15 protein-coding genes are annotated in these 15,606 nt (G+C 57.7%); 4 read left to right on the forward strand and 11 right to left on the reverse strand.

Annotated elements, in window-relative coordinates; all coding sequences use genetic code 11:
* Positions 1-41: 41 nt before the first annotated feature.
* The 3 genes from DFP90_RS10660 to DFP90_RS10670 are packed head-to-tail and all read right to left on the reverse strand — an operon-like array spanning position 42 to position 2,974.
* Positions 42-983, reverse strand: coding sequence for a prephenate/arogenate dehydrogenase family protein (locus DFP90_RS10660; protein WP_115936442.1), 942 nt, complete (start codon positions 981-983; stop codon positions 42-44).
* 2 nt (positions 984-985) lie between these two features.
* Positions 986-2,065 (reverse strand): histidinol-phosphate transaminase, encoded by a 1,080-nt coding sequence (gene hisC / locus DFP90_RS10665; RefSeq protein ID WP_115936443.1) that lies wholly within the window; start codon positions 2,063-2,065, stop codon positions 986-988.
* A 48-nt stretch (positions 2,066-2,113) separates the two neighbouring features.
* Positions 2,114-2,974, reverse strand: coding sequence for a chorismate mutase (locus DFP90_RS10670; protein ID WP_115936444.1), 861 nt, complete (start codon positions 2,972-2,974; stop codon positions 2,114-2,116).
* 79 nt (positions 2,975-3,053) lie between these two features.
* Here DFP90_RS10670 and DFP90_RS10675 point away from each other — a divergent pair, with 79 nt between their 5' ends.
* The 3 genes from DFP90_RS10675 (at position 3,054) to DFP90_RS10685 (ending at position 5,093) form a co-directional block, all read left to right on the forward strand.
* Positions 3,054-3,989, forward strand: coding sequence for a DUF1848 domain-containing protein (locus DFP90_RS10675; protein ID WP_245957033.1), 936 nt, complete (start codon positions 3,054-3,056; stop codon positions 3,987-3,989).
* Between the two features lie 84 nt (positions 3,990-4,073).
* Entirely contained in the window at positions 4,074-4,259 is a 186-nt protein-coding gene (locus tag DFP90_RS10680; protein ID WP_115936445.1) for a hypothetical protein, read from the forward strand.
* A gap of 81 nt (positions 4,260-4,340) precedes the next feature.
* Complete coding sequence (locus DFP90_RS10685) at positions 4,341-5,093, forward strand: TerC family protein (protein WP_115936446.1); 753 nt, start codon at positions 4,341-4,343, stop codon at positions 5,091-5,093.
* A gap of 81 nt (positions 5,094-5,174) precedes the next feature.
* Here the strand turns inward: DFP90_RS10685 and DFP90_RS10690 are convergent, their stop codons facing one another.
* Complete coding sequence (locus tag DFP90_RS10690) at positions 5,175-5,573, reverse strand: flagellar basal body rod protein FlgC (RefSeq protein ID WP_115936447.1); 399 nt, start codon at positions 5,571-5,573, stop codon at positions 5,175-5,177.
* A 243-nt stretch (positions 5,574-5,816) separates the two neighbouring features.
* Between DFP90_RS10690 and DFP90_RS10695 the strand changes: the two genes are divergently transcribed.
* Positions 5,817-6,554 (forward strand): substrate-binding periplasmic protein, encoded by a 738-nt coding sequence (locus DFP90_RS10695; protein WP_115936448.1) that lies wholly within the window; start codon positions 5,817-5,819, stop codon positions 6,552-6,554.
* Positions 6,555-6,558: 4 nt separating this feature from the next.
* Here the strand turns inward: DFP90_RS10695 and cobN are convergent, their stop codons facing one another.
* The 7 genes from cobN to DFP90_RS10730 form a co-directional block, all read right to left on the reverse strand.
* Positions 6,559-10,302 carry a cobaltochelatase subunit CobN gene (gene cobN / locus DFP90_RS10700; RefSeq protein WP_115936449.1) on the reverse strand — a complete coding sequence of 1,248 codons (3,744 nt, stop codon included), beginning with the start codon at positions 10,300-10,302 and terminating at the stop codon, positions 6,559-6,561.
* 93 nt (positions 10,303-10,395) lie between these two features.
* The gene (locus DFP90_RS10705) at positions 10,396-11,196 is read right to left on the reverse strand and encodes an enoyl-ACP reductase FabI (protein ID WP_115936526.1); all 801 of its coding nucleotides are present in this window, start codon (positions 11,194-11,196) and stop codon (positions 10,396-10,398) included.
* A gap of 7 nt (positions 11,197-11,203) precedes the next feature.
* A complete protein-coding gene (fabB, locus tag DFP90_RS10710; RefSeq protein ID WP_115936450.1) occupies positions 11,204-12,424 on the reverse strand; it encodes a beta-ketoacyl-ACP synthase I in 1,221 nt (406 codons plus the stop codon).
* 87 nt (positions 12,425-12,511) lie between these two features.
* A complete protein-coding gene (fabA, locus tag DFP90_RS10715; protein WP_245957034.1) occupies positions 12,512-13,048 on the reverse strand; it encodes a bifunctional 3-hydroxydecanoyl-ACP dehydratase/trans-2-decenoyl-ACP isomerase in 537 nt (178 codons plus the stop codon).
* A gap of 175 nt (positions 13,049-13,223) precedes the next feature.
* On the reverse strand, positions 13,224-14,132 hold the full coding sequence (locus DFP90_RS10720; RefSeq protein WP_115936451.1) for a DMT family transporter: 909 nt from the start codon (positions 14,130-14,132) through the stop codon (positions 13,224-13,226).
* 80 nt (positions 14,133-14,212) lie between these two features.
* The gene (locus DFP90_RS10725) at positions 14,213-15,007 is read right to left on the reverse strand and encodes an ABC transporter permease (RefSeq protein WP_115936452.1); all 795 of its coding nucleotides are present in this window, start codon (positions 15,005-15,007) and stop codon (positions 14,213-14,215) included.
* Positions 15,004-15,606 carry an ABC transporter ATP-binding protein gene (locus tag DFP90_RS10730; protein ID WP_245957035.1) on the reverse strand — a complete coding sequence of 201 codons (603 nt, stop codon included), beginning with the start codon at positions 15,604-15,606 and terminating at the stop codon, positions 15,004-15,006. Before DFP90_RS10730 ends, DFP90_RS10725 begins: the two co-directional genes overlap by 4 nt.

Genomic DNA, 15,606 nt, shown 5'->3' on the forward strand with positions numbered 1-15,606 from the left:
CGCCAAATATGGAATGACGAGCCTTGGCGCTGCTCTCTTGCCTATTCGGTCAAATCCGCATCCGGTGAGCGGGACGGCTGGTTTACGACCGAACGCCTGATCTCGCGCGTCCTGGTGAACCAGTCATGCAGTTTCTCGCCCTCGCCCCAGCGGATCGCGCGCTGCAGGGCGACCAGATCTTCCTGGAACCGGCCCAGCATCTCCAGTGTTGCTTCCCGGTTGGTGAGGAAAACATCCCGCCACATGGTAGGGTCGGATCCGGCAATCCGGGTGAAATCACGGAAGCCGGAGCCGGAATAGCGGATAACCTCATTGGTTTTGACCAGATCGTCCGCATCGGCATTTTCCCGGTGCAGCTGGTTTTCCAGATCACTGGCGGTACCGACGATGGTATAGGCAATGAGATGCGGCAGGTGGGAAGTGATGGCCAGAACCCGGTCGTGATGTTCGGGTGACATAACCTCCACCTGGGAGCCGATGGCCTTCCAAAGCGCCTCGACCTTTTTCAGCGCGCCCTTGTCGGCTTTCGCTTCCGGGGTCAGGATCACATAGCGCCCGTCGAACAGTTCGGCAAAGCCAGCTTCCGGGCCGGAATTTTCCGTACCCGCGATGGGATGCCCGGCGATAAGGTGCACACCGTCGGGCCTATGCGCGTTGATATCGGCGATCACCTGGGATTTGCAGGATCCTACATCGGTAATGATGGCGCCTTTCTTGAGGGCAGGGGCAATGGCCTTGGCCACGGCTTTGTATGCTCCCAAGGGTGTGCAGATCACAATCAGGTCCGCCCCTTCAACCGCTTCCGCCATATTGTCGGAAACGCTGTCGACAAAACCCAATTCCAGAGATTTCTCGCGTGTGTCGGCGCTGCGGGCCGCGCCCACGATATGGCCTGCCAAACCGCCCCGTTTCATGGCACGTGCCATGGAGGAACCGATCAGGCCAAGCCCGATGAGACAGACGCGGTCAAACAGAACGCCCATGCTTACCCCTTGAATTCCTTCATAATATCCACGCAGAGCCGAACCTCTTTTTCCAGGCCGACGGTGATGCGCACATAATCCGCCAGGCCATAGCCGCCCATTTGACGGGCAATGACACCATTGCTGCGCAGATGGTTATAGGCGCGGTCGGCAGTATCTTTATCCCCGAACCCGGCAATCAGGAAGTTGCCGACCGAAGGCGGCACCTGAATGCCCAGATTTTCAAACTCGGTGGTCATGAAACTCAGCCATTTGTCGTTATGAGAGATGGATTTATCCGTGTGGCTGAGATCGGCAATGGCGGCGGCACCGGCGATCTGTGCCGGCACACCCACATTGAACGGGCCGCGTGTGCGGTTCAAAAGCTCGGTGATTTTCGGCGGCGCATAGACCCAGCCCAGGCGCAGGGCGGCCAGGCCAAAGATTTTTGAAAAAGTCCGGGTCATGACGACATTCTGGTATTTATCCACCAGTTCAACACCGTCGTTATAGTCATTCTTGCAGACATATTCCGAATAGGCGGCATCTATCACCAACAGCACATTGTCCGGCAACCCTTCCACCAGGCGCTTCAATTCTGCGGACGGGATATAGGAGCCCGTCGGGTTATTCGGGTTGGCGACAAAGACGATCTTGGTTTTATCGGTGACCGCCGCCAGCAGGGCATCCACATCGGTGGTCAGGTTGCTTTCCGGTGCCTTGACCGGGGTCGCGCCCACCTGGAGGGCGTTGATCGGATACATCAGGAAACCATGCTCGGAATAGAGCACTTCATCGCCGGGGCCAGCGAAAATGCGGGTCAGCATGGTGATGATTTCATCGGAACCGGCGCCGCAGGTGATCTGGTCCGGATTGAGGCCGAACCGCTTGCCGATTGCCGCCCTCAAATCAACCGCGCCGCCTTCCGGATAACGGAACAGTGCGTCGGCGGCACCATGATAGGCATCAATGGCCGCCTGTCCCGGACCCAGCGGGTTTTCATTGGCCGACAGGATTGCGGGTTCCGCAACGCCTTCCACATGGTGGCTGCCGGGGATATAGAGCGGGGCTTTTTCGATGCCTGGTCGCGGCACGAGGGGCATGGGTCTTACTCCGAAAAGATACGCTTGGGACGGTGGCTGTCAGTAAGATTACTTCTTATACATCTTGCGGAAATCCTGGGACCGGATCACATCGGCATAATGGCCGATGATGTGGGTGCGCTGAATGGAATCGCGCACTTCCAGCATTTCCAGGCGCGGGTCATCTGCCTCCAGATATTCATCCAGCTCCACCAGGTTCATCCAGCCTTCCACATCGGCGGATGTCGTATAAACCGCGTTCAGTTTGGCGGCTTTGAGGATCTTTTCCAGGCCCGCATGGCTCATTTGATCCGTGCTTTCGATCACCAGCAAGGTGCGGTCCCGCCCGGTCGGCTGGAGGGGGATCGAGGCAACGGCGAGGGCTTCCATCGGCGTGCCCCGGACATTGCCGACCCCGGCAAATGGCAGGCGTGAAATAACCTTGGGCGCGTTGGCTACCGCCAAAGCGGTCCACCAGGGATACATGTTTTTCACCGTCGGCAGGGGCAGCACAGCTACACCGGCCCGGCCCTCAAAAACCTGGGCCAGGGCTTCGCGTGTGCTGGGAAAGGCCGTGATCGGCGTTTGGGCGCCGAACTGGTCGCGCGCCAGATCCCACATGCTCTGATGATCGTCATCCACATAAACGGCGATGGAATATTGGTTCTGGATCTGGGTGAAGGCGGCGATCATTTCCTGCCAGATCCGGGCCAGAGCTTCGAACGGGAAGGGATCGCGATGATGGGCGGCCAGACGGCGCAGCATGGCTGCTTCGCGCGCCGGGCGGATCGGCAGATCGTTCCTTTCGGCAATTCCCTTGGCCGCAGCCACATGCTGGACCACGTCGGCCCGCTTCATGATCAATTCATGAATGGCGTCGTCAATCTCATCAATTTCGCGGCGCAGATCGTCCAGAGACCTGTTGGACATCGCGATGCCCCCTAACGTAATAAACTCCCAGAAGGACTTTGGTAGCGCCAGATTGCTTGGAAATCAAAGAAAAAGAAGGATGGGCGGCTGTCTCATCCCGGCCAAGCTGTTTATAATCCGGGTCACAGATGAAAGTGATTATGGTGCCGTGATCGTTTCCGCCAGCTACCGTACCGATATTCCGGCCTTTTATGCGCCCTGGTTTCTAAACCGCCTTCGGGCGTGTGAAGTCTTTGTCAAAAACCCCTATGGCGGCCGGGATTACCGGGTTTCCCTTGCTCCCGATGACGTGGATGGTGTTGTCTTCTGGACCAGGAATATGGCACCTTTGATGGCGGAGCTGGATCTTGTGCGCGAGGTGGCACCTTTCATTGTTCAATTCACCATGACCAACTATCCAAGAGCCCTGGAAACCAGCGTGATCGCAGCAGACCGGGCGATTGCGGATATGAGGGCGCTTGCCGGTCGGTTTGGCGCTCGGTCGGTGGTCTGGCGTTATGATCCGGTGGTGGTCACCGATCTGACCCCGCCGGAATGGCATCTGGAAAATTTCGCAGGTCTTGCCGCCCGGATGGAAGGGGTGACGGACGAGGTGGTGCTGTCCTTTGTGCATCTTTATAGCAAAACAAAGCGCAATATGGATCAGGCCGCGCGTTCCGGCGGGTTTGGCTGGCGGGATCCGGAGGTGGCGGAGAAACGATCATTGCTGGCAAAACTGGCTGGGATTGCCAAAAGGCACGGCATGGCGGCAACTCTCTGCTCCCAACCGGATCTATTGGCGGACGGTATGACGGGTGCTGCCTGCATTGACGCCAACCGCTTGGCGGATCTGGGCGGGCAATCGTTCAAATCCCGGCAAAAGGGCAATCGTGCAGGCTGTCTTTGCGCGGAAAGTCGGGATATCGGTCGCTATGACAGCTGCCCCCATGGTTGCGCCTATTGTTATGCCACCAGGAACCGGGCGACGGCCAAAAAAAGCTATGCCGGTCACAATGAAGACATAATCTGTTTGTAGCAGGCAGTAGAAAGCGCTCAAATCTTTCTATAAACTGATTTGTGCAGGAGTGGCAGAAGCCCATAGCAAAAAGGAAGTATTTTTATGATCCGGATCTTGATGATGCTCACACTCGCAGCCTTTACCGCAGGATCCCTGTCGGCCTGCCAGGTTTCCGCCAAAGGCAAGGAAGGCGCTGTCACCGTTGAAACCGGTGATGTGGATGATGACGGGGCGAAGAAAGACGGTAAATTCTGTCCGCCGGGTCAGGCCAAAAAAGGCACCTGCTGATAGGGAATACTCGACGGTTTGTGTCAAGGCTGGCATCATCTGCGGGAACCTGATCCATAGAATGTCAATCCAGGAAAAGAAATGGACTATATTCTCGCGCTTGCCACAGATCCGGCTGCCTGGGTAGCGTTTGCCACCCTCGCCACCATGGAGATTGTGCTTGGCATCGACAATCTTCTCTTCATTTCAATTTTGACGAATAAACTACCCGAGGAACAGCGCTCGAAAGCGAGAAAACTTGGTATCGGCGCGGCCCTAATCCTGCGACTTGGCCTTCTGGGAACGGTGGCCGTTATCGTGCAGCTGACTGAACCGGTTCTCACCGCGTTTGGGCAAGGCTTTTCCTGGCGAGATATTATCCTGATTGCGGGCGGATTATTCCTGGTCTGGAAAGCGACCAAGGAAATTCATCATCGTGTGGATCCAGATACGGAAATGGAAGGGGCAGGCGCGTCTGCGGTGACTGCCACCATGACAGCGGTGATCGGTCAGATTTTGGTTTTGGATTTGGTCTTTTCTATCGACAGCATTATTACTGCGGTCGGGATGACTGACCATATTCCGATCATGGTTGGGGCGGTGGTGCTGGCAGTGACAGTGATGTTGATCGCGGCTGATCCGTTGGCGAAATTCATTGAAGGCAATCCGACCATCATCATGCTGGCCCTTGGCTTTTTGATGCTGATCGGTACCACATTGATTGCGGATGGTTTTGGGGTTCATGTGCCGAAAGGTTATATCTATGCGGCCATGGCCTTTTCAGCCCTGATTGAAGCATTGAATATGTGGTCGCGGCATTCCAGGCGAAAACGTGCCCGCGACACCGGCGCGTGATAAGACTAAAAGGCTGTTAGGTAATCACAAAAGGCCGGGCATCGCCCCGGCCATTTTAGACTGGATTTGACTGGAGCTAGCTCAGGATTTTATATCCAGGACCTCTTCTTCCAGCTCAGCCGCGGCCTCCAAAACCTTGGCATTGGCCTTGTAGCTGTTTTCCGCAGTAATCAAATTGACCAGTTCTTCGCCCAAATCCACATTGGGGGCTTCCACCAGGCCTTCATCATTGGCCAGCGGCGAATTGGGGTCATAGGCCAGAAAACTCTTCGGATCGCGGGAAACGAAGGACGCAGAGGTGCCGCCCTGTTCCTGGGAGGTTTGGACCACATCCACTGCCTGATACACACCATTTTCATCCACCGAGGTTCCAACCTCACCCACCGTGCGGTGATTGGCGATGTTGCTGGCGGTGGCTTCAACCCGTTTTGACGAGGCTTTCAGCCCGGAAACGGCAATGTTCAAGGCATCAATGGCCATGATTACGGTCCTTCGGTTTTCTAACCTTTGGGTCTCAACTGTTAACTACACTAGCAGATCAAAGGCCTTCTGTCCGTGATCATCGTCACGGATTTTATCTAAATTTACCGGCTTTCCAGGCTATGATGCACGTTAACCAAGCTTTATCAGCTGATTGGGTATAAACGGCTTGGTGGGTATCTTCGATACATCCGCTCTGTTTGAGAGGCTCTATTGCGTCCGTTTTTTTCGCTACTTACCTTGATGTTTACAGTTTTGATCGGCCTGTCAGCCGATCGTCCGGCTCGGGCGGAGCCGTTGCGCCTGGCGGTCGTGGAATGGGGCGGCCTGACCTACAAGGACAACAATGGGCAATATACCGGACCGTGGTTCGACATCATGACCCGGATAGTGGCGTCACTGGGGCAGGATACCGAATTGCTGGTCCTGCCATTGCCCAGGATATTTCGCAGACTGGATATAGGTGAGACGGATCTCACCCTGTTCACCACCAATCTGGGTCAGAAATTCCTGGATATGGGCAATGGGCACGAACCCTATCACCGGGTGGTATTGGTGCATCAGGAGACGGGTATTGTAATTGTCGGTCGGAAAGAGAGCCAATTCACCGGCTATGCGGATCTAAACGGCCACCGGGCGGCCATCGGCATCGGCGGCTGCTGCTTTGCCGGTTTTTCGGACAATCCAAAAATCGAAAAGCTACAGGTGCCCGACAATGTGATCTTGAAAATGGTCACTGCGGGCCGGGTGGAAGCCGGGATATTGCTGGATCTCGACTATAATTTCTATGTAACCCATGCGGGTTTTAATGCCGCCGATTACAGCCCGCCCGTGGTCGCCACGCCCCTGGAGGCCTGGATCCATAAAACAAAGCATTTCAAGGACAATGCGGCCCTGAAAAGGGTCACCGAAACGGTGAACAGGCTTCGAACGCAAGGGGTGTTTGACCGGATCCTGGCCCGTTATCGCCCGCAGAGCTGAGCAGTCAGCTCTCGGAGTTACCCGACCATTCCCCCAGCAAATCAAACGCCTGGTTATGTTTGGTTGACCACAGACCCCGGTCGAGCGCCTCGCGCAGCCGATCGGCGATGTCTTTAAGCGCGTCCGGATTATGTTTTTCCAGGAAATCGCGCACCTGGTCATCGGCGAGATAAGCTTCATAAACCGCATCGAAATGATGGTCGCCGACGCATTTGGCGGTGGCGGCAAAGGCAAAGAGATAATCCACCGTAGCGGCCATCTCGAAGGCACCCTTGTAACCATGGCGCATTACGCCATCGATCCATTTGGGATTGACCACGCGGGCGCGCACCACCCGGCCGATTTCCTCTTCCAGCGTCCGGATCTGCGGGCTTTCCGGCCGGGAATGATCATTGTGGTAAACGGTGGGCTGGTCGCCCGAAAGCATGCGGATAGCCGCCGTCATGCCGCCTTCGAACTGGTAATAATCGTCCGAATCCAGCAAGTCATGTTCGCGGTTATCCTGGTTGTGCAGGACCGCTTCCACAGTGGAAAGCCTGCGTTCGAACAGGCCGTGCGCGGCCTCCCCCGTGGCCCCTGCGCCATAGGCGTAGCCGCCCCAGGCCACATAGGCCTTGGCCAGGTCGTCTTCGCTTTCCCAGCCTTTTTCATCAATCAATGCCTGCAGTCCCGCACCATAGGCGCCGGGCTTGGAGCCGAAAATACGCGCACCCGCCCGCTTTTCCGCATCCTCTGCAGCTATGCCGCCATTGATCAGCTCTTCCTTTTCCCGCTTCCAGCTGGCGGCTAGTGGATTGTCGGCTTCCGCTTCATCCAGTTTGGAAACCGCGCGTGCCGCACTGTCGACCAGATCGATCAGGCCGGGGAAGGCATCACGGAAAAAGCCGGAGATGCGCAGGGTCACATCGACCCGGGGTCGGTCCAGGATATCAACGGGCAGGATCTCGAACCCGGTCACCCGTCGGCTGGCCGGGTCCCAGGTCGGCTGGACGCCCATCAGGGCCAGCGCCTGGGCGATATCATCGCCGCCGGTGCGCATGTTGGAGGTTCCCCAGGCGCTCAACGCCACCCGTTTGGGATAGGAACCATGTTCCTGGGCATGGCGCTCGACCAACAACTGCGCCGATTTCCAGCCCAGTTTCCAGGCGGCGGGGGTGGGCACGGTCCTTGTGTCCACCGAATAGAAGTTGCGCCCGGTGGGCAGGACATCCGGGCGGCCCCGTGTGGGTGCGCCAGAGGTGCCGGGCTGGACATAACGGCCGTCCAGACCGGTCAGGATACCGTCAATCTCCGCCGTGCCGCAGGCTTCCACGGTGGGGCGCAGATGGTACCGGATCTTTTCCAAAACAGCGGCGGAATGTGCGCCGGGTGCGGCTTGTTTGTCCTGGACCAATGCCAGCGCCAGCGCCTCCAGCCGTTCCACCACATCGCCTTTGGTGCGCCAGGGGGCCTCGACTAGATCCAAAGCAGCTGGTTTTGGACCGTGCCAGGCGTCCCCCATCTGGCAATCCAACGGGTCGAAATCATCCCCCAGCGCCAGATCCTTGGCCAAAGCCCGGTGCAGGGAGGCATCTGCGCCTTCGCCGGTATCGCGCGGGACGCGGGCCAGCGCCACCAGCAGATTATCCAGCAATTCCCCGTCCGGGGAGGCCCCGAAGATATGCAGCCCGTCGCGGATCTGCAGCTCTTTTAGTTCACAGAGATAGTTATCCAGCTGGGCCAGGGCATCTTCGTCACTGGCGTTTTTCTCAATGCCGCAATCCTTGTCCAGCCCGATAGAGCGGGTCAGGTCCAGGATTTCGCGCTTGAGTATCTTGAGGCGGCGCGGATCGACACCGGCGGCCTCGAAATATTCATCCACCAATTGTTCCAGGTCTTTGAGCGGGCCATAGCTTTCCGCCCGGGTCAGCGGCGGGGTCAAATGATCGATGATCACCGCCTGCGCTCTGCGTTTGGCCTGGGTGCCTTCGCCCGGATCATTGACAATAAAGGGATAGAGATGGGGCAGCGGACCAAAGACCGCTTCGGGGAAGCATTCTTCAGACAAGGCCACCGATTTGCCCGGCAGCCATTCCATATTGCCATGTTTGCCCATATGGATAATGGCGTTGGCGTTGAACCGGTTACGCATCCAGGCATAGAAGGCCAAATAGCCATGGGGCGGCACAAGATCGGGGCTGTGATAGGTCTCGACCGGGTTGATGTTATACCCCCTTGCGGGCTGCAGGCCGATTGCCACATTGCCGAGCCGGAAGACGGAGAGCGCAAAGACACTGCTATCCGCCATGAAGAAGGGATCTTGCTCGGGCGCTCCCCATTTTTCCGTAATCTGGTCGCGTACAGCCTGCGGCAGATTGTCAAAGAAGGCCTGATAGTCGGCAAGATCCAGGGTCTCGCGGATTTCGCGGCCCTCAAATTCCGCATTGGTTGGTCCTGCCGCGAGGTGGTTGATCAAGGCGTCACTGTCGGCAAAGGGGATATCAACCATATAGCCCTGTTTTTTCAGCGCATGGAGCACATTCATAGCGCCTGCCGGGGTATCGAGGCCAACGCCGTTGCCAAGCCGGGCGTCGCGGTTCGGGTAATTGGCGAAAACCAGGGCCACCTTTCGTTCGGCCGCTTTCAAATTCCGCAGTTTTAGCCAGTTGGCGGCCAGATCGGCGACAAAGGCGCAGCGGTCCTCGACCGGTTGATACTCCACCAGATCCGCCTGGATGTTTTCGTCCCGCTGGGCCAGGCCTTTGAAGGAAACCGCACGGGACAGGATGCGCCCATCCACTTCCGGCAGGGCAACATTCATGGCGATGTCGCGGGCGGAGAGCCCGTTGGTGTTTTCGTGCCACAAATCCTCGTTGCCGCCGGAAAAGACCATCTGGAACACGGGACAGTCCAAGCTGTCGAACGGGGTTTGGGATTTTTCCGCACCGGGGGTCGAGATGGCAAAGCTGGTGGCGTTCAGGATGGCACCGGTTCCGGCTTCCTGCAGCAATTCCTCAACCGTGGCGGCGACCACCGGGTCCTTGAGGCTTGCGGCATAAAGCGGCAGGGCGTTGACCCCGGCCTTGTCCAGTGCCTCGATCATGGCATCCAGCACGCGGGTATTGGCGGCCTGGTAGAGCGCGCGATAGAAGGTGATGGCGGCCACCGGGCGGCCTGCGACCCAGGGCAGGTCGCTGATCTGTGGCTGGGTCAGGCCCGGCCAATAGATCCCGGCCCGAAGCAACGGGGCCGGTTCCAGCCAGTCTGTCTCACGGCCGATCAATGTGCCGGCATATTTCAGGAAATTGATTGCGTTATCCACACCACCCTGCACGCAATATTGCCACAGGCGGTAACTGGCATCCTGGGCGAGCGAGGAAAGCCCTGCCAGTTCTGCGTCGGGCTGGTCATCGCCGGGAATCCAGGTGAGCGGGATTTTCTTCTTACGGCAGAGCGCGGTGATCTGCTCGACACCATATTCCCAGTAGGAGCGACCCCCCAAAAGGCGGCCGACCACCAGTTTGGCATTGGCTATAATCTCTTCCGCATATAGATCGACGGAATAATTATGGCCCAAATGCAGAAGGTTTGCGACACGCACGCTGGGTGCATCCGGATTGTCTTTCAGGATCTGCGCCTGAGCGGCGGCCAGACAGGCAATCTCGGTATCCGCTGCCGTCAGGATGACAATATCGCCCGGAGTCTGTCCCAGGTCGATCGCTTCCGATCCGTCGTCCACCGCGCCCGGTGTCGCTGCCAGCAGATGCATAGGCCTATTCCCTGTCATTAAAACGGGCGCAAAGAAAAACGGGCCCGCTGTATCTCATACTGCGGACCCGTTTGCCTGTTTATAAACCCGGCGTCAAGCCTCGGGAACAGCCATGCCAATCACGTGATAGCCGCTGTCCACATGGTGGGTTTCCCCGGTCACCCCGGTGGAGAGGTCGGAGAGGAAATAAAGTGCACAGCCGCCCAGATCATCAAGCGTGATGTTCCGGCGCAGCGGCGAGTTCTCACCCTGCCAGTTATAGACAAAGCGGGCGCCAGAAATGGCGGAGCCCGCCAGGGTTCGCATCGGGCCGGCAGAAATGGCATTGACGCGGATTTGCTTGGAACCAAGATCGGTTGCCAGATAGCGGACAGAGGCCTCCAACGCCGCCTTTGCAACCCCCATGACATTGTAGGATGGCATGACGCGCTCGGACCCGGCATAGGAAAGCGTGATCAGGCTGCCGCCGTTGGGCATGACCGCTTCGGCGGCCTTGGCGACCGCGGTGAAGCTGTAGCAGGAGATATCCATGGTGCGGGCGAAATTATCCCGTGTGGTATCCACATAACGGCCTTTCAGCTCATTCTTGTCGGAATAGGCAATAGCATGGACCACGAAATCGACAGAGCCCCATTTATCGGCCACGTCGTTAAAGGCGCGCTGGATATCCTGGTCGTTTTCCACGTCACAGCTGATGCAAATCTCGGAACCGATGGAATCCGCCAATGGCTTCACCCGTTTGGCCTGGGTGTCCCCCTGATAGGTGAAGGCCAGTTCCGCGCCATGTTTGGCCAGGGCCTGGGCGATGCCCCAGGCGATGGAATGGTCATTGGCGACACCCATTACGATGCCGCGCTTGCCGGCCATGATTCCCTGTTTTTCTTGTTCACTCATGACCTGATCAACCTTCAAAGCGTTTCAATGCCAGGGTGCAGTTGGTGCCCCCGAAGCCAAAGCTGTTGGACAGCACCAAATCAAGATCCACGTCATCAATGCGGCTTGTGGCGATCTTCATGCCTTCCGCACCCGGATCCAGGTTTTCGATATTGATGCTTTCCGCGATGAAGCGGTTCTTCATCATCAGCATGGAATAGATCGCTTCCTGGGCACCGGTGGCACCAAGGCTGTGTCCGGTCAGGGATTTGGTGGAGCCGATCACCGGAAGGTCTTCACCAAACACTTCGCGAACCGCTTCCAATTCTTTGGTATCGCCAACCGGGGTGGAGGTGCCATGGGCGTTGATATAGGCAACCGGATCATTGATGCCGTCCAGTGCCTGTTTCATGCAGCGCACCGCGCCTTCACCGCTGGGGGCAACCATGTCATAACCGTCGGATGTGGCACCATAGCCGACCACTTCGGCATAGATCGTCGCGCCGCGGGCCTTGGCATGTTCCAATTCTTCCAACACCACGGTGGCACCGCCGCCGGCAATCACAAAGCCGTCACGGTCGGCGTCATAGGCGCGTGAGGCCTTTTCCGGGGTGTCGTTATATTTGGAGGAAAGTGCGCCCATGGCGTCAAATACCACGGTCATGGTCCAGTCCAGTTCCTCGCCGCCGCCGGCAAAGACGATATCCTGCTTGCCCCACTGGATCAGTTCTGCGCCATTGCCGATGCAATGGGCGGATGTGGAACAGGCGGAGCTGATGGAATAGTTCACGCCTTTGATATGGTAAGGGGTCGCCAATGTCGCTGAATTGGTCGAGGACATGATACGCGGTACCATGAAGGGGCCGACCCGCTTGGCGGATTTTTCCCGCGCCGTGTCCCAGGCCCACAACATATTCTTTGTGGACGGACCGCCGGATCCCATGATCAGGCCGGTGCGTTCGTGGCTGACTTCCGCCTCGGTCAGGCCGGCATCGGCAATTGCCTGCTGCATGGCGATATAGTTGTAGGCTGCGCCATCACCCATGAAGCGCATCAGCTTTTTGTCCACATGGTCTTCGATATTCAAACCCTTGATATCGCCATGGACATGGCTGCGGAAACCGCGCTCTTTGTAATCTTCGCAGAAAGAAATTCCCGACCGGCCGTTTTTCAGCGAATCCAGCACTTCTTCCTGATTGTTTCCGATGCTGGATACGATACCGATCCCGGTAACGACTACTCGACGCATGCGGTGCTCCCTTAGCATATCTTGAATGACCGGGACGGTGTTTTGCGACAATCGCAGGCCGTCCCGTCTGGTTTAATCCGGTGTCCGTCAGGTGCTTTCCGGAATGAACAGGCCAACCTTCATGTCGCGGGCTTCGGAGGCGGGCTTGCCGTCCACCTTCATGATGCCGTCGGCAACGCCCATGACCAGCTTGCGCATGATCACGCGTTTCAGGTTGATTTCATAGGTGACTTTTTTGGCGGACGGCAGAACCTGATCGAACAGTTTCACTTCGCCCACACCCAGCGCGCGGCCTCTGCCTGGTGCGCCCATCCAGCCGAGGAAAAACCCGACCAGCTGCCACATGGCATCCAGGCCCAGGCAGCCCGGCATGACGGGATCGCCTTGGAAATGGCAGTCAAAGAACCAGAGATCGGGTTTGATATCCAGCTCTGCCAGGATATGCCCCTTGCCATGCTCGCCACCGTCCTGGGTGATCGAGACAATCCGGTCCATCATCAGCATGTTGGGCAGTGGCAATTGAGCATTGCCGGGGCCGAACAGTTTGCCTTCTCCGCATTCGATGAGCTCTTCATAGGAAAAACTGTTCCGGTCGGTCAAGCCACCCGAGGTTTGGTTCGACAAGGGCGTCCTCCGTCTATTCTAATGTTTCTCTTCATATGTTCCGACCGTTTCCCCCTGTGTTCACGACCGATACATATTTTTTCCATCCTTATACCACAGCAACCGACAACACAATGCAAAGGAAGGCATTAAGCTGACAAACCGGGGTGGGATAAGCGAATAATCGGGTTGGATGTCACACATCCGGAAGAATGACCTTCGGTTTACGCGGCCGTTCCCGGTGGATGATGTAAAGCCCCCCGCCGATGATGATCGCGGCCCCAAGCCAGACATGTTCCGCCGGCAGGTCGTTCCAGACCCAATATCCGATCAGCACCGACCAGATCAGCGATGTATATTCAAACGGCACGATCACGCTGATTTCACCCACCCGGAAACCCATGGTCATATAGATATGGCCGGCCAGTGCCAGGGTCGCCATCAGGCCAACCACACCAAAATGTTCCCAGGTCATGGACGTCCAGAAGAAAGGCGCGATCGCGCTGGCGATCAGGGCGGTGCCTAGATTGAAATAGAAAACAATCTGGAAGGCACTGTCGGTGCTGCTGAGCCAGCGGGTCATGATATTGATCAACGCATAGGCGACGCAGCCGATGAAAACGATGAGCGCCGTGAACTGGAAGGCATCGGACCCCGGCTGCATGACGATGACAACCCCGATGAAACCGACAATCACAGCTGCCCAGCGATGCGGGCCGACGGTTTCCTTCAGCAAAGGAACGGACAAGGCGGTCATGATGAAGGGCGCGGCAAAGAAAATAACGGTGGCATCGGCCAGCGGCATGGTTTTCAGCGCGGTAAAAAAACAAAAGGGCGCGGCAATGCCGATCGTGGTCCGGATCGCATGCATTTTCCAGCGGCTGGTTTTCAGCGTGGGGATGATTCCGCCGCGCATCTGTGCCCAGAACAGCATGGCTATGGTGATCAGCCAGCCCCGTACCGCCAGGATCTGGATCACCGGATAATCCGCCTCCACCAGCCATTTGGCCACCGCATCCATGACCGACAGCAGGAAGATCCCGATATTCATGTAAAGAATGCCGCGCAGGTTATCCCGCGCCGGTGCAGCCGTCATGTCCGCCATGGATTTGTTCCCCAAATATTCTAATCGCCCAACCTACAGTATTACGGGCGTACAGCAAGGGGGAAAAATAGCAGTCGCCCTTATTGCAAACGATCGAGGCGCAGCCGGTGCCGCTGATCGGTCAGGCGCAAGATGCCAAGCCCGACGGCAGTGATGACGCCAAGCCCCGTACCGCCGAAGATCAGGAACATGATTAACATCTGATACTGGATCGCCTGCATGGGTTCGACCCCGGCCAGGATCTGGCCGGTCATCATGCCCGGCAGCGAGATGATACCGGTGGCGGCCATGGAATTGATGATCGGCATCATGCCGGTGCGCATGGCCTGGCGCGTGACGCCGGACAGGGCGATGAGGCGCGGCTGGCCCAGGGCAAGGCGGCTTTCAATGGCCTGGCGTTCACGAAGTGCCGTGGCGGTCAGGGTGTCGAGCCCCAGGCTGATCCCGGTCAAGCAGTTGCCCAAGATCATGCCCAACATGGGGATCGCATATTGCGGCATATACCAGGGATCGGGCCGGATGGCGGAGCCAAGCCCGACCGCGGTGGCCAGGCTGGCCGCCATCAGCATCGCCCCCGTGCCGATCCCATAGCCCCAAATTCCGGAGAATTTTTTATCCTGGCGGGCCCAAGCCTCGCGCCCGGCCAGCAACAGCATGACCAGGGCGATGCCGAGGATGAATACCGGGTTGGCGCTGTCAAAAAGCCAGGTGAGAATCAGGCCAATCAAACTGAGCTGGATAACCATCCGGATGACGGAAACCGCCAGGACCCGCAACAAGCCAAGCTGCATCAGAATGGAAAGGCCTGCATTGAAGATCACCAGCAGGGCAGCGGGCAACAGGTCGAGATAACCAAGCTGGATATAATCCGTCATGACGATCCCCCAACGGTATGCAGCTGCCCTTTTTCCATCCGATAGCTTTTATCCGCCAGCCGGGCGCTTTGTTCCGCATCATGGCTGACCAGCAGGATGGCGCCGCCTCGTTCCATAAAAGACCGGATCAAATGTTCGACAGCTTGTGTGCTTTCCGGATCCAGCGCGGCGGTCGGTTCGTCCAGCAGCAGGACCGAGGGTTCCGGTTCCATTGCCCGCAATAGGGCCAGGCGCTGGCGCTCGCCGGTAGAGAGATGAAGCAGGGGGCGGTCCAGGATATCTTTGTCCAGATGAAGCTTGGCTAGCGGCACCTCTACCGGATTCTTGAAATGCGGCCGCGCGGTTTCTAGCCACCAGCCGGGTTCCGCTGCCAGATAGCCAACCTGTTCACGCCATTTGGGCGCGGTAAAATCGTTTCGGTCCTTTCCATCCAGCTGCACCGTTCCCTGATTGGGGTCGAGATCGGCGATGGCACGCAAAAACAGGCTTTTGCCCGACCCGGACGGTCCCTGGATTGTGACACATTCCCTGCGCTCCATTGTCAGGCTGGCGGGTTGGAGCGGCGGGGCGGTCAGAGTCTGGATTTTGAGATAAGGCAC

The sequence above is a fragment of the Aestuariispira insulae genome (assembly GCF_003385955.1).
GTDB classification, from domain to species: domain Bacteria; phylum Pseudomonadota; class Alphaproteobacteria; order UBA8366; family Aestuariispiraceae; genus Aestuariispira; species Aestuariispira insulae.